The 22,680-nt window shown below is 42.9% G+C and carries 22 protein-coding genes; 5 read left to right on the forward strand and 17 right to left on the reverse strand.

Annotation, left to right across the window (positions count from 1 at the left end):
* From QUB56_RS10895 to QUB56_RS10905, 3 genes are all read right to left on the reverse strand, one after another.
* On the reverse strand, positions 1–420 hold the full coding sequence (locus QUB56_RS10895; RefSeq protein WP_332955162.1) for a plasmid mobilization protein: 420 nt from the start codon (positions 418–420) through the stop codon (positions 1–3).
* Between the two features lie 489 nt (positions 421–909).
* Entirely contained in the window at positions 910–1,167 is a 258-nt protein-coding gene (locus QUB56_RS10900; protein WP_332955163.1) for a hypothetical protein, read from the reverse strand.
* A gap of 477 nt (positions 1,168–1,644) precedes the next feature.
* Positions 1,645–1,902, reverse strand: coding sequence for a hypothetical protein (locus tag QUB56_RS10905; protein ID WP_332955164.1), 258 nt, complete (start codon positions 1,900–1,902; stop codon positions 1,645–1,647).
* Positions 1,903–2,056: 154 nt separating this feature from the next.
* Between QUB56_RS10905 and QUB56_RS10910 the strand changes: the two genes are divergently transcribed.
* From QUB56_RS10910 to QUB56_RS10920, 3 genes are read left to right on the forward strand one after another with little or no spacing between them, the layout of a single operon-like run.
* Entirely contained in the window at positions 2,057–3,532 is a 1,476-nt protein-coding gene (locus QUB56_RS10910; RefSeq protein WP_332955165.1) for a helix-turn-helix transcriptional regulator, read from the forward strand.
* Positions 3,529–5,070, forward strand: coding sequence for a tetratricopeptide repeat protein (locus tag QUB56_RS10915; RefSeq protein ID WP_332955166.1), 1,542 nt, complete (start codon positions 3,529–3,531; stop codon positions 5,068–5,070). Before QUB56_RS10910 ends, QUB56_RS10915 begins: the two co-directional genes overlap by 4 nt.
* A gap of 35 nt (positions 5,071–5,105) precedes the next feature.
* Entirely contained in the window at positions 5,106–6,269 is a 1,164-nt protein-coding gene (locus QUB56_RS10920; protein ID WP_332955167.1) for a tetratricopeptide repeat protein, read from the forward strand.
* A 398-nt stretch (positions 6,270–6,667) separates the two neighbouring features.
* Here QUB56_RS10920 and QUB56_RS10925 read toward each other — a convergent pair whose 3' ends face one another.
* Positions 6,668–10,546, reverse strand: a complete 3,879-nt coding sequence (locus tag QUB56_RS10925; protein ID WP_332955168.1) for a hypothetical protein — start codon at positions 10,544–10,546, stop codon at positions 6,668–6,670.
* 145 nt (positions 10,547–10,691) lie between these two features.
* On the opposite strand from QUB56_RS10925, the gene QUB56_RS10930 reads away from it, so the two are divergent.
* Entirely contained in the window at positions 10,692–10,922 is a 231-nt protein-coding gene (locus QUB56_RS10930) for a hypothetical protein (protein ID WP_015211745.1), read from the forward strand.
* A 314-nt stretch (positions 10,923–11,236) separates the two neighbouring features.
* Here QUB56_RS10930 and QUB56_RS10935 read toward each other — a convergent pair whose 3' ends face one another.
* From QUB56_RS10935 to QUB56_RS10990, 12 genes are all read right to left on the reverse strand, one after another.
* Entirely contained in the window at positions 11,237–12,808 is a 1,572-nt protein-coding gene (locus QUB56_RS10935) for a DUF2357 domain-containing protein (RefSeq protein WP_332955169.1), read from the reverse strand.
* Positions 12,783–14,447, reverse strand: coding sequence for an AAA family ATPase (locus tag QUB56_RS10940; RefSeq protein WP_332955170.1), 1,665 nt, complete (start codon positions 14,445–14,447; stop codon positions 12,783–12,785). The genes QUB56_RS10935 and QUB56_RS10940 overlap by 26 nt, the downstream gene beginning before the upstream one ends.
* Before the next feature lie 10 nt (positions 14,448–14,457).
* On the reverse strand, positions 14,458–15,288 hold the full coding sequence (locus QUB56_RS10945) for a ThiF family adenylyltransferase (protein WP_332955171.1): 831 nt from the start codon (positions 15,286–15,288) through the stop codon (positions 14,458–14,460).
* Between the two features lie 22 nt (positions 15,289–15,310).
* A complete protein-coding gene (locus QUB56_RS10950; RefSeq protein ID WP_332955172.1) occupies positions 15,311–16,042 on the reverse strand; it encodes a hypothetical protein in 732 nt (243 codons plus the stop codon).
* A complete protein-coding gene (locus tag QUB56_RS10955; protein ID WP_332955173.1) occupies positions 16,035–16,742 on the reverse strand; it encodes a hypothetical protein in 708 nt (235 codons plus the stop codon). The genes QUB56_RS10950 and QUB56_RS10955 overlap by 8 nt, the downstream gene beginning before the upstream one ends.
* Complete coding sequence (locus tag QUB56_RS10960) at positions 16,715–17,527, reverse strand: hypothetical protein (RefSeq protein ID WP_332955174.1); 813 nt, start codon at positions 17,525–17,527, stop codon at positions 16,715–16,717. The genes QUB56_RS10955 and QUB56_RS10960 overlap by 28 nt, the downstream gene beginning before the upstream one ends.
* A gap of 1 nt (position 17,528) precedes the next feature.
* Positions 17,529–17,777, reverse strand: a complete 249-nt coding sequence (locus tag QUB56_RS10965) for a hypothetical protein (protein WP_332955175.1) — start codon at positions 17,775–17,777, stop codon at positions 17,529–17,531.
* A 2-nt stretch (positions 17,778–17,779) separates the two neighbouring features.
* The gene (locus QUB56_RS10970; RefSeq protein WP_332955176.1) at positions 17,780–17,977 is read right to left on the reverse strand and encodes a hypothetical protein; all 198 of its coding nucleotides are present in this window, start codon (positions 17,975–17,977) and stop codon (positions 17,780–17,782) included.
* 28 nt (positions 17,978–18,005) lie between these two features.
* Positions 18,006–18,707: a hypothetical protein gene (locus QUB56_RS10975; RefSeq protein WP_332955177.1), complete on the reverse strand. Its 702-nt coding sequence runs from the start codon at positions 18,705–18,707 to the stop codon at positions 18,006–18,008.
* Between the two features lie 61 nt (positions 18,708–18,768).
* A complete protein-coding gene (locus QUB56_RS10980) occupies positions 18,769–19,035 on the reverse strand; it encodes a hypothetical protein (protein ID WP_332955178.1) in 267 nt (88 codons plus the stop codon).
* Between the two features lie 108 nt (positions 19,036–19,143).
* The gene (locus QUB56_RS10985) at positions 19,144–19,839 is read right to left on the reverse strand and encodes a siphovirus Gp157 family protein (RefSeq protein WP_332955179.1); all 696 of its coding nucleotides are present in this window, start codon (positions 19,837–19,839) and stop codon (positions 19,144–19,146) included.
* Positions 19,840–20,136: 297 nt separating this feature from the next.
* Positions 20,137–20,628 carry a hypothetical protein gene (locus QUB56_RS10990; protein ID WP_332955180.1) on the reverse strand — a complete coding sequence of 164 codons (492 nt, stop codon included), beginning with the start codon at positions 20,626–20,628 and terminating at the stop codon, positions 20,137–20,139.
* Positions 20,629–20,824: 196 nt separating this feature from the next.
* On the opposite strand from QUB56_RS10990, the gene QUB56_RS10995 reads away from it, so the two are divergent.
* Complete coding sequence (locus QUB56_RS10995) at positions 20,825–21,829, forward strand: hypothetical protein (RefSeq protein WP_332955181.1); 1,005 nt, start codon at positions 20,825–20,827, stop codon at positions 21,827–21,829.
* A gap of 31 nt (positions 21,830–21,860) precedes the next feature.
* Here the strand turns inward: QUB56_RS10995 and QUB56_RS11000 are convergent, their stop codons facing one another.
* Positions 21,861–22,352 carry a hypothetical protein gene (locus QUB56_RS11000; RefSeq protein ID WP_332955182.1) on the reverse strand — a complete coding sequence of 164 codons (492 nt, stop codon included), beginning with the start codon at positions 22,350–22,352 and terminating at the stop codon, positions 21,861–21,863.
* Positions 22,353–22,680: the final 328 nt, after the last annotated feature.

The following is a 22,680-nucleotide window of genomic DNA, read 5'->3' on the forward strand; positions in this document are numbered from 1 at the left end:
TTAGTAATCCACAAGCGGGGGTCTTTGTTCGCAGGTTTCGCTCAAAAGTTCTCTCCTGACTTTGCCTCTTAGTTCTTGGTGATATTCGCCTAGCATTCTGCTGAGTTTTTGCAGAAGTTCTAGACTTTGTTTAGGTAACTTTCCTGCTTTTACGGCTGTTTCTACACCCCGGGTCATTTGGCAAATGTGCGTGCTCATTATTCGCAGTTGGGCACAAGTTCCTTCATTGATAGCGGGAACTGTGCGGTCAAGGCTAAAAGCGCGTTTACGCAAGTAGTCAGACAGGCTTTTTTCACCTGATTCTGCGGCACGTTTCACTAAATCTGCCTTTTCAAAGGTGGTTAGGCGCACTCGGACTACTTCAGTCTTTCCGTTGGGTTTGGAAAGTTTGTTTTTGGGGAAAGTTGCAGTTGTAAGCACATCAATTTTCTAGGGCTAACTAATGGTTTATCAAGGCTAAGTTGAACAGCAAGGGATTAGGTCAGAGCGATTGTTGGCATCACAAGTTAACTTAATGCTGAGCAACCGATGTTCGCTACAATTTTTTGAACCTTGATGGCAAGGTTTGAGCGGTGATTCATCCATTGCTTTTATTGATTCAATTTTCAGCAATACTGTTGGAGATGAGGCTGTTTCTTTCGGTTTATGTTTTGTTCGGTCACAAGTCGCATTAGTGAGAAGTGACCGGAGCAGTTTTTATCATCCATATGGCTGATTCGAGGGTGGATACTGCTGCCTGGATTGCTTGTAGCCAATGAAATTGTCAAAGTCGGACATTGTTGTATGGAAGCCTGCAAATTACATCATTGTTGAGCATGGTTTGCAGCCCATCTTGCTTATTTGTTGAGGACGGCTCTTAGTTTGCGATCGCCGTCGCTCAACAAAGTCTTAATATTTTTTGCGGGAAGTTTAAGCAAGCCTGAGTTGATATTCCCAGAAGAATCGCTCTGTGTTATCCCGGCTGCGACACAGGTATTTCCAAATGTCCAAGTCTGTGTCCATTACTAGGCCCATGACGATATAAGATTCGTCGTTGGTTTTCACCGTATCCCCAAATTTGAAATCCGGTTGCACCCAATGGTCGGGCAGGGCGATCGTATTCGCTTCAGGGCCGATTGCATGGGTTGGATGCGCCATTTCAGGGGGCGCGTAGTGTTTTTGTGGCATTCGGTCAATTTTAAAAGCAAGTGAGCGCCCCAATACTGGCGGTAGCCAGAGGAAAGGTATTCGTCAGCTACTTGTGCTGAAGCGAAGATATGTCGTTGCCCTTTGCACAAATTCTGATAAGTGGGCGATTTACTCGTTTTTACCCTTTTACCCTTGTTGTACGTACATTTGACATGGCTTGCTATGCGACTAGCACACTAACTAGGAGGATTTAAGAGGTGTCGGAGTACAAAAAATCTATTAAAAAGCAGCGAAAGTTAATTTAATTTAATTAATATTTGTGAAATTTGGAGGAAAATTTAGGAAATATTAGGGAGAAGTAGGAGAAATTAGGGAATATTAGGAAATATTAGGAAACAGAAGGGTTAAAATATAAAGCTTTTTGTGGCTTTCAGTAACAATCGTGAGCTGTTCTTTCTCACAAAAAGTTGCACCCTCTGTGTGGAGGATGCAACTCGCGCTTATTGCTGGTGGGTATTACTTCTTAGAAGAACCTGACCTTTGTCGTAGCTGTAACATCAGTGGGGTTAGTACCTGAACCAGTGAGGCAACAGAGCGGATTAAGATAGCGATCGCTAAAATCAGTCCCGTTTCAGTACCCCAATATTGTGGCGGTATAGTTGGTTGGATGTCGGTTGGTATCGTGATCGTTGGTTCACCTGTGCGGATAGGCGGCACTTCGGGTAGAGTTACTGTTCCAGATAGGTCAGTGTGGGTAACTTGGGGTTGAGACATTGATTAACTCGTCCTTCAAAGCTTTACACTCTCATCTTCCGAAAGTGCTGACTGAGCGTATGTTTGAGCATGACCGACCTGATGACTGACTTTTGACTGATTTCTAACGGTTAGTATAGAAACAGTTATATGAGTAGTTTTACTGAAGTAAGCTATGTTGCGATCGCTCAGAGTTTCTGTAAGCAAGATCCAAAGAGTCAAAGAGGCTCTTAAGCGGAATGGGCTACGCCAGACAGACTTAGGTAGAGAGGTAGGGGTTTACAGTCGCTCCACAGTTGTCAACTTCGTCAATGGCAAACCTGTTAGTTATGATAATTTTTTAGAATTTTGTAACAGGTTAGGGCTGGACTGGCAAGAAATTGCTGAGTTAAACACTCCAAGCCAAGATGATCTGGATTCTGCTCCGCCACAAGGTTTTTATGCCTATGATGATGCTTGGGTAGGTCGAGAGCAGCTTGTAGCCGAACTGGGTCAGAAGCTTCGCGGGCCATGTCGCCTGTTACTCATCTTGGGACTTACCGGAATTGGGAAAACCGCTTTGGCTGAAAAATTAGCGGTGGAGTTGCAAGACTGGTTTGGTGGAGACTGGAAAAACAGGTTGCGGCGAGCGAACTTTGATAATGAGGACAAAGCTACAGATTTTGCTAGTGTTGCGGCTAGATGGCTGGAGGAGTGGGGAGAAAAACTTTTACCAGAGGAGAAAAAACCAGAACTATTATTGTATAGGTTAGCGAAATACCTGCGGGAGAATCAGGTGTTAATACTAATTGATTCGCTCGAAAGACTGCTGACAGGAAATGAAGCAGAAGGCTGGGGTGATTTTGTTGATAATTGGTGGGATAAATTCTTTTTAAACTTATTGTCAGCAGAATCTTGCAACAGTCGTTTAATCATCACTTCACAAGATTTGCCAGTTAAGTTGGTAGATTCCCGTTACCGAAATTTCTGGCATCGCCAAATCTTATATGGATTAACTGACTCAGAACAGGTTGCCTTATTCGAGACAACGGGGTTAGATGTGAGTGAGGATTCACCCGATAGACCCCTGTTATTGCGAATTGGAAAAGCTTACAAAGGACATCCTCTAGTGTTACGGGTAATTATTGGGGAGATTTTGAGTGAGCCGTTCAATGGGGATGTGCAGGCATACTGGAATGATGAGCGCGAAAATACAAGCCAAAAGATAGAAGAAGTAGAAAAAGCTTTAGCGGAAGCAGAGCAAGGAAAAAATATGGGAGAAAAAGATGAATGGGAGTTACATAAGCTAACTCGGCAAGTGCGAGACCAAGTAAATAAACAAAAATTGCAAAAAGCATTTAATCGCTTGGCAAGAGATGTGAAGGATGCTTACATTTTAATTTGTGCAGCTTCGGTGTATCGCGCTCCAGAAAAAGAAGAGTATTGGCTGAAGCATTTAGTTCATTGGCTGAAGCGTTTAGAACAACAGGAGTGTAGTAAGGAACGGTTAATTAGAGCTATAGAGGAACTCGATAATCGCTTTTTGGTTGAGGTATCGTTAAACCACAATAAGAAGCGGGTTTTAGGACAGCACAATTTGATTCGTAGTGTGGGGATCGAACATCGTAACCAATTATTGCAAAGTTTCAATACGGGAGAGCAAGCAAAATGACCAATAGTTTGAAAGAACCTGGTAAATTGCTGTATGCTAGTTGGAGCTTCAACTTAGATGAAGTAGCAACTGAGCAACTTGACCATTACATAGCAGTAGAAAATTTTCTTACTGATGAAGATGAACTACCGCTTGATGTAGAGAATTTAGAAAAGGTGAGTCACTATCTGGAAGCATTTCACCATCTTTGTGAAGTGGAAGATTGGGAAAAAGCCAGTGAAATAATTTCTTTCCCTCTTGATACATCCACTCAGGAAGATTTAGACAATCAACTACGAAGTTGGGGATACTCGAGTAAACCACTTGAACTTTACAGCAAACTTTTAGGTAAGTTAACTCCCAGATGGAATGCTATTTGCTTGAATGGCTTAGGCATTGTCAATCATGATTTAGGTAACTATCATCAAGCTATTGATTACTTTCACCAATGTTTATCAATAGCACGAGAAATCGACGATCTTGCGGGAGAAAGAAAAACTTTGGGTAATCTAGGCAATGTCTACGATTCATTAGGGGATTATCAACAAGCAATTGATTACCATCAAAAGAGTTTGACCATTGCAAGAGAACTTAACGATCGTGGTGGTGAAGGAACAGCACTAAGCAATTTGGGTAATGCCTACTTCTCATTAGGAAATTGCACCCGTGCCATTGAATACCATCAGCAGGATTTAACTATAGCTAGGGAAATGGGTGATATTCAGGGAGAAGCAATGGCACTGAGTAATCTTGGTAATGCATATCACACTTTAGGTAACTACCGCCAAGCAATTGATTACTACCAAGAAAGCTTAATTATTGCCAGACAAATTGACTATCTTGCAGGCGTTGAAATAGCATTGGGTGGATTGGGCAATAGCTACGATTTCCTTGGTGAATATGACCAAGCAATTGAGTATCATCAACAGAGTTTAACTATTGCTAAACAAATTGGTACTTGCGAAGGAGAAGCAATGGCATTGGGTAATCTTGGTAATGCATATCAATCTCTTGGAGAATACCAATTAGCTATTGAATATCATCAAAAGGGTTTGAAAATAGCACAACAAATTGGCGATCGCTCAACTATTGCTATGGCGCTAGGCAATATCGGCATTGCCTACTGTTCTATAGGTGACTATTGTCAATCAATAGAGTCTCACAAAAAATGTTTGAAGATTGCCAGAGAGATAGGAGATCCTTTAACAGAAGGTAGCGCATTAGGTGGTTTAGGTAATGCCTATTCTTCATTAAACAAAAAGCAAAAAGCAATGAGTTGCTATCTTAAATGGTTAAATATTTCAAGAAATACTAACGATCGCTTTGGGGAAGGAGGAGCACTATGTAATTTGGGTAGTACGCAAATTGCATTAGAAAAATATTCAGAAGCAATGGAAAACTTGAAGGAAGCACTAAATATTTTTAGAGAAATTGGCGCTCGTTACGATGAGATTGTAGCTCTTAATAATTTAGTAGATGTTTGTCAAATACAAGGTCTTGATGAATTAGCTTATCACTTTCGTATGGAGGCATTAAAGTTATCAACAATTAAGGTTTAATTTAATTAGATATTTTATTAATAAAATCCCAAATAATGACTAACTCAAATACGCCCAGTCAATTGCTAGTTTCTAGATTGGAAATTAATTTAGATGAAGTACCAATTGAGCAACTCGACCATTATATAGCTGTAGAAAATTTCCTCAATGATGAGGAAGAACTACCTCGTGATGCTGACAATTTAAAGAAGGTACAGAAATATTTGGAAGCATTTCACCATATTTGCGAAGTAGAAGACTGGAAACGAGCCATCGCAATCAGCTCGATTCGCATTTTTTTTAATGAAGAATTACACAATCAACTATTTAGCTGGGGATACTATCCAGAACTAGCTGAACTTTACAACAAGCTGTTAAACACTCCTAGTCCAGAATTAAATACTACTTTCTTATATGGTTTGGGCAATTTACATTATGCTAAAGGGGACTATCGACAAGCGATTGACTTTTATGATAAGTGTTTGAAGGAATCTCAAGGAATTAAAGACTTTCAAACAGTGGGTGCTGCTTTGAACAGTCAGGGGCTTTCTCACTTCCGGCTGGGAGGCTATGATAAAGCCATAAATTGCTTTCAGCAGCGTTTGGTTATTGCATGGGAAAACAACGATTATCAGGGAGAAGGTGCTGCTCTGAATAACTTAGGACTTCTTTATTCTACACAAGGTAAGTACCGCAAAGCAATTAAGTATCAAAACCGTAGTCGGGAAATACTACACATAATCGGATACCGCTCAGGTGAAGGTAATGCACTGGGAAGTCTGGGAACTTCTTACGCTGGATTAGAAGGTTATGAGAAAGCAATTGAGTGCCAGAAGAAATATTTAGCCATTATGCAAGAAATAGAAGATTGTCTGGGTGAGGGAGATGCTTTGGGGAATTTAGGAACTACACTAGCCAAGCTTAACCGAAATTCTGAAGCTTTAGAATATTGGCAGGCAGCCTTAGCGATTTATAAAAAAATTGGTTCTCGTTCCAGTGAGGCTTTAATCCTCACGAACTTAGCCACTCTATATCAAATATTGGGTGATACTAAACTGGCGTATGAGTGTTGTGTTCAAGCTCTAGCAATAGCCACCGAGTTAGACATCCCGCTAGCGAATGAGTGCCAGGAGTTGAAAAAGATATTAGAGCTAATTTATAAAGTAAATCATAAATACCCAAATGTCTTACATGAGATGCAGCAAGGAACAGCAAACTAGAGTGATTGAGAAACTGAGTAATCACTTTTTAGTTGAGGAATCATTGAGTCATAATAAAAAGCGTCTTTTAGGTCAGTACAATTTAAAGTAGTGCTGGATGTGCATAAAATTATTCCAACAATAAGAATTATTCGCAATAAGGTTTACCAAATCTGCTCGAAAGTAGCAATAAATAGGAAACAACAGGAATAAATAGGAAATACTAGGAAAAAGCAGGTAAAAAATGCACAAAATTACCTACTTTTTTAACCCACTTTTTTCGGCTTCGCGTCGGTACAAGCAGTCGGTTGGCACGAGCGTGCAGGCAAATGTGTGACAAACGGGTGACAAGACTCAATGGAAAATTTTCCATTGGGCCTTGCGCGATCGCCCTCAAATCCCCAACCCCCTCCACTTAACTAAACCATTTCCAACTCCCTCGGTTTTGATTCAGGCGCAGGCGCGAGAGTAGGCCGAGACTGGGACAAAGCTTTTTCCCGTTCCACCATCATCTCTTGGAAACGAGCCGCAGCTTGCTCTGTCAGAAGAATTTGAACCTCCCCGGTGTTAACGTTGGCTTTAAACACGGTGCGCTTGGACTCGTTTCTGACAAAGCAATCCCCATTCGGCTGTACGTAAGCCGTCCATTGGTTGTCGCCAAACTTGAAGTGTTGGGTACTCTCGGAAGGAAGGTGCGATCGCCGTTGCTTGTATGTTTCCGACACGACGCTAAAGAGCGTGTCTTGCAGAGAAAGCCGCCAGTTGTCAGCTTTAGCGTTAGTGGTGTCGCCCTTTCCGTTATTAACTGCCGTTTCTGGTTTTGAAGCAGGTTCTTGTTGGAATTTTGGCGGTTGGTACGTGCTACTGTTTTGAGCGATTCCGTTTGGGCGGATCGCTGAGCGAATCGCGTTTCCCGCAGGCTTCGCCAACTCAGAACTCTGAGATACTTCAAGTGAATCGATCGCGGGCAATTGAATATCAGGCAACCGAATCGATTCGCGGTCAACTTTCAGCATAACTGACCTGCCGCCTTTGTCGGGGGAAAGCGTCGCCTCAAAAGTGGTTCCAGGGGGCAACTTAGGACTTTCGGGGGAAAATGTACCCAAGTTTTTCCCGTCCAACTGGATAATGGGAGTGCCTTGAAATCGGTAATATTTCTCGTGAGTGGGAGGTAAGTCTATCGTTCCCACTTGCAGAGTTACTTTCCGATCCTTCCATTTTGACTTGGAGAAATCTTCCTTTGAGTAATCGTTATCGGGATGTTTGACATTGACTACTTCTATTTGATTTACCCGATAATTTGACAAAGCATGGGAGATTTCATCCATGAATAATTTGTAGACAAGTGCGCCTCTACCTGCTTTATCTTGAGACTCAATCCACCGACAATCGACGGGAGGGACGATGAGGAGTCTGGTTTCATTACCGGAGTAGTTGGTTACTTTCAAAGAGTCGGTGTCGATATGGTCGTTGGAATTATCTCCATATTTGGCATCTAGTTTCGCCACCATGCTCTGGGGTAAGTTTTTGAAGGCGAATTCAACTAACGGCAATTCGGGATGAGCAGTAGCTTCATATTCAATCCCTTTGCTATCGAGTGCGTCTTTCCATTGGTTAGGAAGGTCAATGGTTCGGCCGTCTTTAGTTTTCACTTTCTGGAAAGGAACTTGCAGAACGTAGACATCTCGCGGCAAGGCTTCGTGCAGCAATTCGTAGTCTTCTTGGAGGGAAAAGGTAATTTCCAATTTCTCTGCCACCTTCTGGCAGATTGTCCGGTGTTTGCTCAGGTTATCGGAAGTATGGGTAGCTTGGAATAAGGCATGAGCAGCCCTGGTTTTTCTTTCAAGAGTATCCCAAATTTCGTCAATCTCCGCTCGATAACTGTCATAAAGTTTGCCCATTTCCTCTTTGCGAGTTTTGATATCGCTGCCAGTGCGATCGTAGATAATGCTTTTGTCCTCTTGAAAGCGCTGCACCAGGTCTTTCGCCCATTGTAATTCGTTTTCTTCCCAATGCAGGTCATTTTCTTTGCTGTGTCGGTACTCGATTCCTCTCTCTACTAAGGCATTTTTGTACTCATAGAAAACGTGCAATTCCTTCCCTTCTTTTTCATACTCAATGCCTGCTGCATCCAGTTGCTGGCGATTGTCTTTCGACACGATTAAATGAGCCGGAATTGGGGGAAGAATGTGCTGAAATTCATCTCGGTTGCGGTGGATGAGCCGCGTCTGTTCCCAATAAGGGTTAACGGCTTCTTTGGCTAGGACGTAAACAGGATTGGGAAAGTCGGCAGGCATGGGAAATTGTTTGTACAATCGATCGTCTCCTTTGTACTGGAAAAAGTAAATGCAGCTTTTGTGTTTCTCGCACCATTCATCTACTTTTTCTAGTAAAGTATCGGGATTTAAACCTGTTTTCTCTTTCACTTCTTTGGCATCTTTACCCCGCAGCGAGTTTTTCTGGTAGTCAACTTCGTACTGTTCCATGATGCTGAGAGCAGCGATAAATCGCTTTTGCTGCTTGAGAAATAGCTTTTCATCTTCGCCGGGGTTGGGGAGTGCTGCTGCTACTTTGCCAATGGCTAAGGCGACGATTCCGACTTCATTTTGAGAGCTGGCAACTCCAATTTGTTCTAGGGTGGTAAATTTGCGTTGACCTGCTTTAACTTTACCTTCTCTGACTTCGGGGTCGTCTTCTCGATACCGAGCTTTAGTATAGGGAACTTTCTCCGCTTGTACCACTTCTCCGAAGTCAAATAATCCGTCTTGTGCTGGTAAGATTTGTTGGGCAATGTGAGGGATTTTTCGAGTTTCGATGCCAAACGGTTCGTCACCGTCAAAGTCTCCTTGATGGAACTTTTCTAAGTCTTTGGGATTGAACCAAATTACCCCTTTGATTTTCGACATAACAGCACGGGTTTCCTCTGGAATATTTTCCAGGTTTTTTGCGTGTACATTTTGATATATCCTCAGACCATCTTTGTTGAGAATTGGGAATCGACCTTGAACGCATTCTCCTTCTTCTAAATGGTTAGCGCAAACCGTGCCTTTGGGTAAATCTTCGCAGGGGAGAGCCATTGCCGAAGTCATTGATAAAGCTCCCCTGGTTGCCAGATTTCGCCATTTGGATGCCAGCCACCTTTCTGCCATATTGGTGAATTCGGGACTGCCTATCATCAGTCCGAATTTATCGGCTTTGAGCATCTGGATGTCCTGTCTTTCCCGCTTTTTATCCTCGGTACCTTCCTCGCTGTCACCGTTAATTTCGTCGTCACTTGTAGTTGATAATTTTTCCTGCTGTTCTTTAAGTCTTCTTTCGTTCAAACGCGCTAAAAATGCTTCACGCTTGTCATAATCTTCAATCATCGCTTGGCGCAATTTCATGGGGTCGCGTTGCAGTGCTGCCAGTCTTTTGGCTTCGGCTTTAGTTGTTGGTACTAAGTCTTGCCTTTGGGCTTCTTCGTCGAACCAAACTCCAGTAGACTGCCAGCTTGTTTGGGTGATGCCGATTTGACTGTTTTTGCGGTTTCCAAGGATGGCTTTGGGTAATTCATAATCGCCACAAAGAATGAGTTCTTTTAGTTGTTTTTTATTGATCCCTTTGATGCTGGAACGGTCTAAAATAAGTTGAGGTTTGTTCCCTTCAGAGTCGGCTAATGAGCCGAGTAAATTGTCATCGGGACGGAGGGTTCCTTTAGCCAAAAAGCTGACTTGGGGTGTGGATTCTGTATTTTCTGTATTCCAACTGCGTAGCCAAGCGAAACGAAATTGACTGGCTCGATTTTTCTCGCCGCCGATGCTTTTGAGTAATTCGGAACTGATTGCACCGTGACAGTCTCCGGTTCGATATTTAGCATATTGCGGGTCGGTGAAATCAACAATTTTTACTCGCAGGTGGTCGCATTCTGATACGCCGGACATACAAGTGCTGACTAGAAGGGAACCGTAGCGACAGGCAGTGTCTTTTTCGGTTACGAATAAGTCTCCTATCTTTTTGGCTAGGGTTTCGTCACCAAAATAATAGCTGTTTCCAGATTGAAATATCATGCGTCGCTTGATGCCGTCTACTGGGTCATGGATGCTGGCGCGTAATTGGCTAGGATCTGGATTGGATTTGTCAAGTTTGACAATCATTAATGTCTTCAGTTCCTCTGGTTGAAATATTGCTTGCAAAATCGAGTGGCGCAGGATTTCTGGGTTGTTGAAAAATTTTCCTACATTTCGACCTTTGGCATCAGTGTAAGCGGCATCGAAAACGGGAATCTTGAGTCCTTGTTCGGTAACAACTGTGGCGACCATGAGTTGATTTCTCCCTAGAATTGAGGTGTTAGAATAGGAATTGTTGAAACAGTTGGTAAGGCAGGTAAGAAAAGTCTATCTAAGCCTTAACAGGTTGAAACTCGGTCAAGTGTTGACCGTTGGAAGTGTTTTTGAGGTGATTGAAATGGAACTAAAGGTTGATACAATTGTTAATCCGGCTCTGTTTGAAGATGAAGATACTGAGCTGGTGGAATTGACGATCGCTCCTGAAGATGAGGATAAATACCCATTCGTGCGTCCCAGCAGTGCTCCTGCGGATTTGATGGACAGACCGGGGAGGGTTATTGAAGAATGGGAGAATATGGACTTCGACGAGCGAATTCAGGCTGACCCTACATATATCGATAGGGTCTAGGCGTAGGGGGACACATAGCAGAGGCATGGGGTGTTTGGTTCGATGGGGCGGCGGTAGCCGCCCTGATATGGCCTCTTGGTTTGGCTATGCCCAATGGAAAATTTTCCATTGAATAAGCAGTTGCGGTGGGACAGTTTGCGACCAAACGTTCTTTGGAGAGTTTTCATGCAGGTTTGATTGTTTAGGTTCCTGCTCATCGTGAATTTTTACAACAAATTCGCTTGTAGGCATAGGAAATATGAAGCAGTTCGATTAGGTATTGGCTTAATAGGGTAGGAGTTTTTACTTTCCTAATTGCAGCACTATTTCCTTAATTAGAAATTCATTGCCGATTCAAAGACTGGGCGGAGACAATTGTGCAGTAGCTCAACTGACAAAGGGTGTGTGGGTAGTGCTTCTAACCCGTCATCATATTGCACATAATCCCCAGGGTATAAGATAGCTGCATATTGAACTACTCGCACCCCACCAACTCCACGAATGGCATCTCGATAGCTGTGCATCTTGTCAATGTCCTGTTTGAGAGGAACTTTACAACCTTCTCGCCACTCCACCTTGTACTTTGGATCGAATAGATAGATGCTAGGAACCTGACTAGATGGATGCTTTACTTCGACGACAATATCTGGGCGCTGCTTAAAGCTAATGCTGTAGGTAGCTGCACTTCGGTCGGTTTCAAAGGTACGCTCTGGGGTAAGCGTCACCGATACTCCAGTCTGTGGATGAACCAGTTCTACTGCTATTTCTCCGTTTGGTAGCACCACCACCAACTCGTTGTCAATCGGGCGCGTCAACCGATTGTGCTTTAACCGATATCCTTGCTCTGCTGCAACTTTCAGCAATACTTTGATTACTTGAAGTGTTCCCCATAGTTGATACAGGTATGGTAGATTCTGCAACGGCACATCCAGCGCCGATTGATCCAATCGGACTTCGATCTGTCTGCAAAACTCCAAAAAGCCCTCTAGGACTGCCCGGTAAGCAGGACGCTTTAGCAAGACCATTGTCAACTGGTTGGTCAAAGACTGCGGTAAGCTGACTTCCGAGAGAAACTGTGCTTGTCTCTTAGCCTTTTTTAGGCTATTTACCAAATTCTGTAGCTCTGGGATACAGTCGCTGTAATCATCGCCGGATGTCAGCAACTTTTCTAGTCGCAGCAATCGCCGCTCAACTTGATGCACGTACAACTTCACCAGACGGTTTTCATACACATCCAACGTATGCTCTACCCGACAGTCGAGGACACGCACTGGTTTACCAAATTTGTCCAGATTGTGGCCCCCCATTGCCTGCGGTAATCCACTGATGGAAAGCCGTCGTGCCTGAGCCTGCGGAACCCATACCTCCTGCGATCGCAGAACTTGATGGGGGTCAAGTGCTAATTTTGGTAAAAGACTTTGCAATCCGGGTCGTTCCTCTGTACCCAAAATCGTTCTTCGTAGGCGGTTAAGTTCCTCTGCTACTGTCGTTTCCTGTGGCGTTCGGAACACTAAATTGCCAAATGCTCCAACCTGCTGTAGTGCCACTGCCACTGCTGCTGGTAATCCCATTGATAAATCGCTTAGCAGTTGAGTAAAGGCATCCAGTGTAATCTTCTCCGGTAGAACCGTGACGATCCGCTTTTCAACTGTACTTCCACACTCTAAGCGCAACTGATAATAGCCAGGGTCTGACCGTTCCCACTCTGCAACTATGCAATCCTGCTTTTGGATAGTGCGCAGTTGCACATCTAGCTGACGATCTTGCCGAAACAACTTTACCTGTGACCGCTGGTCAGGTGGCAACCGCACTTCGATCAGCGCTGGTTGCCACTCTTTCGGCACCTCCAAACTCTTGCCCTCGAAGTCGCGAAACCCTAACTTACTGGAAGTATGAAGTGAATCCATGTGCTTTAAATTTATTCAGCATATCTTCGGCTTTCATACGGCTCAGTTCCAAGCTATTGCTCTTTGCAATCTCTAAAAACTTTTCTAATGCTTCTCCAACACGGCTATCTACTCCTTTAAACTTAGGCAATACCTTCTGGAGCAACTGTTCATCCAAGGCATCCGTCCACGGCCCACTCTCTTCTTCAGCTTGTTTCACGTAAGTCACTATCTCACCTACGACCCGGAATGCAAACGGCGCAACAGAGTGAACAGCATCCCAGACCTGCATCAGTACGTCAGCACAGCCCTTATCACAAGCTTTTTCTTTTAGATAATCCACCAACTGCTTCTGATCAACAGTCAACTCAATTAGTTGGGCGCGGTCGTAAACCTTATCAGCAAATCCATGAGTTGTCTCATCCACATTGACTGTACCAATAAAATAAAGGTTTGGTGTCAATAATAGCTCGCGCTTCCCTATTTCTTGATTTGACCCTAGCTCAATCGGTGCGGTTGTCTCTCGCATTCGCACTTCCATTGCAGACAGAAACTTTGCAAAGTAGTACTCTACCCTCGCTAAATTCATTTCATCTAAAACTAAGTGATAAGGCTTTGGTAGTCGCCCTTCCTCTTGTGCCTGTTTGTATTCCGTCTCCGCTGCTGTCAAAAAGTGGCTGAAATCCGTATCATGGTACTTCTGATTAATCGGGTTGAAATATCCTAACAAGTCTTCATTAGTTGTCCAGTTGGGAGCCACTGGGACTAATTGGTACTTTGCATTTATCGCTTCTGCATACGCCTTAGTCAACCAGGTTTTTCCTGTCCCGCTAACCCCGGACAAAATGACGAAATTTCGAGTGTTTAGTGCCAAATGATAACGTCGTAGCAAACGATCGTCTATCCGAAATCCCTGTGCAGCAATTCGTTGTTTGATGTCCTCGAAATCCTCTAAAGATGTAGTCAGATTCCCATTCTCAGTCCATCCTGGCAACCCTTTATATAATAGCAGCTCGTCTCGTTTGTTCGAGTCAAATACTGCTTCAGCAATCACTTGGTGAGAAAAACTATGTTTGATAGAAGATTCATTTTCCTTTAGATCCTTGTAGATATTTAACGCTTTATCAGATGCTTCCTTTGTGCCTCTGTCCCAGGGGGTCTTCATCAGGTACTGATCTGATACTCGGTAATAGGAGTTCTTTAGTTCCTGCGGGACGCCATCATGCTCTGATGCTTTAATTTCAGTTATTTTTCGATCTCCAACAAACGGAAAACACAGCTTCGATGGAGACGACTTTGAAAAAGCACATACCCGCCAGCCTTTGAAGTCAAGGGTCAATAACCACTTGCTGCAATACAAAGGATTCTCTTCTGAAACCTGCATAATCTTTATATAGCGCGAATCTTCAACGCTATTCACACCTGCTGGTTTGAGCGCCTCCAGAAGATGGCTGGGGTCAATGTGGGGACCACGTTCGATGCTCAAACAGAACTGTGAGTCGTCTGCCTTATTAACACCTAAGAATTCTAGAGTGTGTTTTAAGAATTCAAATGCTTTCTCTGCCTCTTCCCTAGTTGAGAAAATTTCTGAAAACGGCTTTACCAACATAAATAAATCATAAATAGGAACTAGCTGTAGTATTCCCTCTGTCTTTTCCAAAGTCTTGATATCAAGCTTTAGATTTCAATGCCACAGTGACCGACTGCTGGGTAATATAGACCGATCGCGCCGTCCCACTCTCCAAATCAAAATAGGTCGCAAACCGCTTGAGATTGCCCGCAGCCATCCGGTACAAATAATCCGCCGCCTCAGCCGCCACTCGAACATTCACGCTTTCGCTCTGCACATTCAGCACTGCCATCTCAGCACAAGATAGATTATTTGTCAACTCTTCAGGTTTCGGTTTCAAAAGGTCAGGAGCCAGGAGCATCGGAGATGGCAGCCTAGCACATCCCAGCCCCCCAAAATTATAGAACTCCGAGTCAGTTTCCAAAGAACTGCCCAGCAAAATTTGTCCGGCTGCTGCATGATTTCCGCAATCCAGATACCACACGCGGGGAATTTCAGAACGGCTGTAAAATTGGTTTAACTCCAGAGCCTGATTAATTGCCGCTCTCCCGGCTGCCGTGTCCACGCACCCCACCAGGATGGTCAGTTTGTCGTAGGCGTAGCGGATTAGCTTGGGGTCAAATACCTGCACGAAAGCCGTCGTGTCAACTCCCCAAGCGATAGAGTATCTCAACGCTAGAGCCTGCGCCTTGGGCAGTCCAATTTCCTTATCGCAGAAAGCTTGCCTGCTGATGTTGGCTTCTTCAACTCGATCGGGATCTGCGATCGCAAATTGCACCTTTTTCCCCGACTTACCCAAACTCCGTGCCAGTCGCGCAATATGGTAAGACAGCCAAGAACCCGTTCCTCCCGCCCCAATTAGCCAAAAATCAATCGAATCAGCTTGTCTGACAATCAAAGGCGAAGCTTCCAAATAATCATAATTAAACATGGGGTAAATCTCCAAATCTTGTTTACAATTCGATTGGGTCATCTAACAAAGATGGCGCAACAGAACTGGAGTAGAATTTATCAATCAAATCGTCTTTTTCTCCACCAACTGTGACATCTACAATGAAACTCGGTAATTCAAATATCCAGTCAGCCGGAACGTGCCAGAACTGTCGATAAACTCCCACGCGGCAAATAATTTCAGCGCTCGATTCAGTCACTCTCCCTAAAACTACGAAAATGCGGAAACCCCCTTCATCTGCATCATCTGCACCTGAGAAGAAAGCTGCCATCCGATTGTGCGAATGTACCTCTACAGTGGCGTTAATGTACGAAGAATCTAAACCGTATTCAATTGCTCTACATTTAGCAGAACTTTGCGTTTGCTCTGGAATTACGAGCCGCCATTGTCCTTGTTCCTGATGAATGTGGAAAGTGATTTCTAACGGTGGTTCTGCAAGCGCGGCGATACAACTCTCTTTCCACATTTGCATGAGTATCTGCTGAGGGATTCGTCCGGGAGTTAATCGGACTAAAGGCTCAATCGGTTCTAATCCTCTGATTGACGCGGTAAAATTTTCCACCGGAATTATCACTTCTAACCCCCGTCTAACCGCTCTAACAAAGATGCCATTGCTGCCAATCAGATACTCGAACATACTGCTAGAGTGAAACGGCAGATTGTCTCCGAGTTTGACAACCTTATAATCGACAATTTCTAAGTTGTAGTGATTCAGTTTAGGTGGTTCAATCATCAGTTATTGCTGAAACTAATTTGGCAATTGTTTGGTTCGTGCTGACTAAATCTTTAACTGGGTAAGATGAACGTTTAACTGCTTTTTCGAGCTGCAAGCGCACGTCACTGGGTTGCGCCCTAGATTTGCCGTCACTCAAATGTCCGTTGAAGGGACTAGAGATGAACAATTCCCAAGCTTTTTTAATAGTATTGGGCGAAGCTACAGGGGGTTTATTATCTCCCCAGCAGATGCGTCCACAGGGTTGATAGGAATGCAAATAGACGTTGGGCAGCGGAACGTGAAAAGCATCTGCTTCCGGGTCAAATTTAGAGCCTTTAATTGCCCAAACCCAGTAATCAAATTTCAACCCCAAGAACACCAATGCTGGTAAAGCAACCAAGTGCTTTGATTCCAACAAATTTATTTCGTGTTTCTGAGGTAGCACGAATCTGATTGTCCATTCCCCGGCGCTGCCAGTTCCCCAGCGTACTATCCCCGATTCAGGGTTTATCCAACCCGAATCAATGGGTGTATTGGCAAAAGCTGCTCGCAGAGTTGCTGGAGACAGGCATTTGTACTTGGAACTGTCCCCCGATTGATAGTGAAAAATGTAAGTACCGCCCTCAATAAAGAGAAGTTCGGCTTGAATAGTGGACAATTTTCGGGGGGCAACCTCCAGTAACTCTCGAATTATTTCAGATGTAATGTCAGATTCCATAATGCTAAGAGTTGCGAGAAATTGGTGTTAGGGTCGGATTCAATCCAGTCAATTAATTCGTCAGCCTTATCTAGTAACTGAGTGGCTTTCTTCCATTCACTTGTTAGGAAGTGAATCTCTTCAATCTTCCAAGGTCTTGATTCAAAATTACGATTCCAATAACTTTCGCAGCAAACACTTTGGTCTAGCCAAATATTGCCCGTTTCTAAGTCAAGGAGTGCTAAGGCTATAGGCAAATCGCTGATAGGAGGTGCAACGCGACGGGCTAATCTCTTGAGAAGTTTGAAGTTAGTTTTTTCGGGATGTGCAATGTCTTTCAAGCTGTATCCAAACGTACATTCGTACCAGGATTCTCCTTCATCGCCTGCTACCGATTCCAACCACCACCGACCTGACTGCGAAAGCGGCAGTAATATCTGCCATCCGCTTCGCAATGCGTCAATTCCTTCTTCATGCTCTTGCCAGTCTACTCCTTTGGGTGAGACAGGAATTTGATAGAGGCGCTCTTCATAAGCGCCCTCTAAAATTATGTCGTCAATCGGAAATAAATGTTCGTTAACTAGCGAAATAAACTCCAATTCCTTCGGACTGTGATTTTCATCTTCCGAGTAGAGTTCTGATTGGCTTTTTTCCCATTCCAAAGGAAACAATTGTTGATAAAGACTGAGTAGTTGATAGGTGTTCAGTTTATCTAACAAATAATCGGTTGCTGATTTAAAGTCGATGATTGGTTGGCACTGCTGTAATATTTGCAGAGCGGATTTAGCATTCCAAATTGCAGCCATATTAAAACCCCATTGGAACTGCACCAGCTACAGAGCGACTATTTAACAGTCGTTTCTTGGTTTGCTCAACTGCTCTCACGTCGTCTGTCCCTTTTGAAATAGCTAACTCAATAGCTTTTACCATTTCTTTCATAGTCGCGCTATCGAGTTCGCCAGAAAGCTCTAACCGTTGTAGTTTCCGGCACATAGATAGTGCTGGATTGACTTCCTCTGGTGCATTGATGAGGAATTCTAAAGGAGTCATTTTCATGGTTATTTTACTCCTTTAGAGCCGTTGCGTTTGGCTATTGTAATTAATTCTCCAGGTTTTCTAATGATGTCGGCGTTGGCGCAATCTGGGTAATAAGTTGTGAGCAATTTGCGGAGTTCGTTATCATCATTTGCTATTTCCTCATCAACAGGATGCTGTTGTCCCTCGAAGGAAATTAGCACTTTCTTTTTTGAAGTCATTTTTTTATCCCAAAAGTAGGTATGTCGTTCAAATCCCAAATAAGGTCAGTTGCGTTCCAGTAGTTTTAGACTCTGTAGAAGTTGTAGACGTAGTGGTGCTACTTGCTTCGCTTCCAGGTTTATTTGGGTTAGCGCTTCTTTTCTTTTGGTTGCGAGCATTAGCAATCTGTCGCCGCACTTGGCAATTAGGAAAATCTGCTACAAGTTCCTTCAGCAGTTCTTTGAGAGGTGGCGGTAATTCTCCCAATGATGACTCTCTTATCTTTTCGCTAACTGGAAAGTCCCTGTGACTACTTGCGGAAATAATTACAATTCGTCCGTCTGGATGGCCGTCATCTGGTTTAAATGTCAGGTGCAGTTCGACGGTACATTTCTCTAAGATATAAGGTTCTTCTTGATGTTCGGATTGTAAATTGTGGGATTCTTCAGTTTCAGAGACAGCATTTTCTTCATCTTCCTCTGCCCAATTATCATCATCTATTGATTCTGAATCGCTTGCAGAGGTTGATGATTCAGTAGCGACTGGTTTTTTAACTTTAGCTGGCGAGAGGAGACCTAGATAATGTTTTTTGGCTTGCCAGCGATCGCGGTCAAATAGCAGTCCAATTTTTTGGAATTTTTCCTCTATTGTTTCTTCATCTTCGGCTTGAATTGTATACTCAAGTAACTCTTCGCTCGTTACCGATAAATTAGCAGCCGCGACGGCCTCTTCTGGTGTCAACCATTTCATTTTGGCTATGCTATTTAATAGCTTGTCATACTACTTATGGGCGTTAGCCCCCTTATTCGTATTAATTAAACTTATTCAAAGATCCACTTAATAATAGTAGCGGCTCATCTCTGTAGGCTTCTACTTCCAAGTAATCGGTCATTGCTTCAGCTACAGCGGCTCTTATAGAACCAAGGAGGACGAATAATCGCCCATCTTTTATGGGAAACGATATATCGAGGCGGTTGTCTCCATCCTCAATAAAGATGGCAAGTTTTCCTCGATATATCCGGTAGATAATTGTGTCAAATGTTGAAATATCAAAGGAATGGTTGTTTTGTTTATTCATGGATTAAGCTGTCCTAAATTACTTCAAAAAAAAGGTTTAGCAGATAGCGAGATAACAACTATCTGCTGTTAGTTAAACATCCCACGCTTGTTTGTATGAAGATTTACCCTAGCCTGCTCGTGCTTTCATCTTCTTGTTAGAACCATCAACGCTTTTAGCGACCGCCTTTTCTTTTCGCCTACTATTTTGTGTTATAGTTGAATGATTCTCCTGAGTATTTGGTGCTGCAGCACGATTAGAAATTACCTCAGTTGCAGAGGTAAGATTTGATGGTACTATTCCGTATTCAACTCTGAGTTTACGCTCAATTCGAGTGCCATCAACGGGAATGCCTTGTTTCCAGTCAGCTAGGATTTTGCGTTTGTTGGGTGTAACAACTAGCTTTTCTGCGCGGTACTCTGTTGGCAAATCACAAGGATTTATTAATACTTCGCAACTCGGCGGATTTTCCTTGAGTCGGATGTGACGCGAGCGCCCCACAATCTCTGTAGGAATTACTCCCATTGAGTGAAATTGTAGCAAGGTTTTATCTAGACTGTTGCGCCACCGTTCCAGTCGTTCAATTGCCTCATTATGCAGTTCTACTAAGTGTTTTAAGCGTGCTTTGACGGCACAAATTTCAGCATCTAGTTGATCTGCTAGTTCGGCTTGCGTGTCAGCAGCAATTTCCTGGTTTGTCTGGTTTTCCCAGATTTCTTTAAGAATAGCCTCCTCTTCTTCGGGAGTTTCAGCAGTTTCCAATTGATTCCAGAGTTCGACTGCTTGTATCGAATATCTGGCTAACGAATCTTTGGCTAAATACATTAGTTACCACCTTCCGCAACAATGAAAATACTCATCAAAAGTTTCAATTCGAGCGAGTATGTCTAGCGCTCCTGGCGTGAGCTCGTCTTCCAAACTATGAGAGTCAATGTCATCAGCGCCTACTTCCAAAATTTCCGTCTCTGGGATAAGTTCTAGAGAGTCTGATTTGAAATTTACTATTCCTACTAAAGAAGTATTAGTGTAGGAACTGAGCGTATTTGTTGTATTGTCAGTTTCACATTTTTGCAGGTACACGGTTGTGTAAAACCTCCTTTAGAGTTGCAAATTCAACAATGCTTAATAGTGCTTTCCATTTCGCGTAGAAGCCCTTAAGCTTTCCACTTTTTTCAAAGCAGGAACCCGCTGCTTGCGAGAAGGAAGTTTTTCTTCAGATACATCTGATAATTCTTCTGAAAAGTTATCTTGGTCGCCTTCAAGATCGTCGTTAGTGAAATCAGCATCGTTATCCTCATCCGCGTCATCCACTTCGCTTTCATCTGTCTGAACTTCTGGTTCTGGCGATGCAGCAGCAGGTGAGGCAGTTGAGGTAGCGATGATGTCATAGCCGAGTTCTAGGATTAGCGATCGCACGACGCTTTCCATCTGCTGTTCCGATAACCCAAGAGTCGTTCTCTTGAGTTCTTGCCGTTTCATCAACATCCACACTTCCAGAGTTTCTTCAGGCGTTGCAGTCTTCAATGCCAATTTGATTTTTCTTGTCAGTTTTTCCCGCGTGGATTTGAGACGGTCTGCGGCAATTTTTTGTGTATTGGGCTGATTTGTAGGCATAAGTAGTCGCGTACCAACTTGTTATTTCCACCCCTAAAGCTGGGCGTTAGCCCATGTATAAATCGATGACATCGGAAATTAGGTAGAGGAGTTGGTAATTCCTTGGCATGATGGGAGAGGACGCGCATATTTAGTAGTTTAAAAACAGAAAAAACGCATAATCTGAGCTTGTACATTGCTTACAAAAAGCACAACCATGAGCCAAATAAGAGGCTTTTACCCGGTTATTCTTATCCCCGATTCAATTCGTCAGTTCTGCGCGGATAACCCGATACCAGTTTTGTCAGAAAACGCTACTCCTAAAATAGAACAGCCTTTCCCGCCGCGACTGCCAGTTTTCAATAATTCTCGTTATTATTTGGTAATTCAGTTTTGGATAGCCAGTGTTGTGATGGTAATGTTGGTTAACTGGCGATTTGGCATGAGCGTTATAGCTTTTTGGTCATCGCTGGTATGTGCTTCAGTTAGTGTAGTAGCGGCTTTTTTTTATCTACGAATTGTTGATTTTCAAGTGCGCGATCGCTATAACAAACGATTGGCTGAGTATGAACGACAGTTAGCTGAGTACGAAAGTTATCAACTGCGTCGCTTGCAATCAAAAGATAAGGAAAGCGAGCAATATATTTCTCTGTTGCGGAAACGGTCTAACCTGCTTAAGGGGTTATTGAAAGAAATCGTTCAACCACCTGCAAGTCATGGGAAGAAAGAAGTACAGCAAGGGGTAAGTGAAAAGCAGTTTTTTGTTTACTTATGTCGTTATTTTTCTGGTTTTTATGACTTCTGTATGGGTGGCGAGTTTCCTATCCCAGGTACATCTTTTCGTTACACTGCTGACTTTATTTTGATTCATCAAGCGACTGGTTTGGCTATAGATATCGAGATTGATGAACCTTATGATGGGAAAACGGGAAAACCTCATCATTGTGTGGATAGGAATAAAGACAATCAGCGCAATCGGTTTTTCTTAGAAAGGAATTGGGTAGTGATTCGGTTTTCTGAGTTGCAAGTTGTCAAATATCCTGATGGATGTTGTAAGGCAATCGCTAGAGTAATTTGTCAAATTACGGGGGATTATAGAAGTTTAGTTAAATTACAAAATGTTAAAGATTCCTTGCCTCACCAACAATGGAAATTTAAGCAAGCTGTTTATATGGCTAAGGCTAAATTCCGTAACTCTTACTTAAAAAATAATTTTTATTAACCAAGGGATTATACTAAAATTTTCAATAAATTTATAGGCTTGCTAGATGTGGGTTGTTTTCACGAACTTTTTGTAATTTAGCTCCCTCAAGTTTAATAGCTGCGGTTCGATCCAACCAAGAGTAAAGATTAGCTGCCAAAGAAGCATTAAGGCTAAACGGTTTAGAATTAAAGCCCGCTCTCATACCTCGACGAATTTCAGGTAGGGTCAGTCCTTGTTCGATCAGAAAAGGAAGAATATCAATTAATTCTTGAAAAGCGTTCTGTGGCTGAAAGCTGTTATCTGGATCAGCTTTAAGGGTGAATCTGCGACGGCGCTTAAAAGGATGTTGCCAAGCCCAACGATAGTGATCCAGATATGCTTCATCAGTATCAATAATAGCATCAGTACGATCTATAGTATTAGCATCTTTCCAATGGATTTTTTCTTTTATAATAAATACCAAATCACAATAAAGGTTATTGAAGTTTGGAAAGGTATCGCCACTGACCCAAAAGTTAATATTATCTACTAGGAAAGACATTTGTGTAATGTGACAGTAGGAATGCAGGAATTTACAATTCCAAATATACGGATCTTGATTGCCTCCAATGGAGTCATGATAAACTACGGTGCTATCGAATACTGATTTAGTACGAGATGGATGGTAGATAAGATAACCGTTCAAAATACGACCTCAATAACGATTAGAAAATATAATTATATAATTAAAAGTATATCTTATGGAACACAAACTCTGTTAATAGATTGTTTGAGATTAACTAGAAAAAATATTGGTAGTGCTTTTTTGTAAAGGGCGGAGAAAAATAGTAAAATAGAGCGACGATCGTGAAAGAGGAATGATGGAATGA

Source organism: Microcoleus sp. AR_TQ3_B6 (assembly GCF_036702785.1).
Taxonomy (GTDB): domain Bacteria; phylum Cyanobacteriota; class Cyanobacteriia; order Cyanobacteriales; family Microcoleaceae; genus Microcoleus.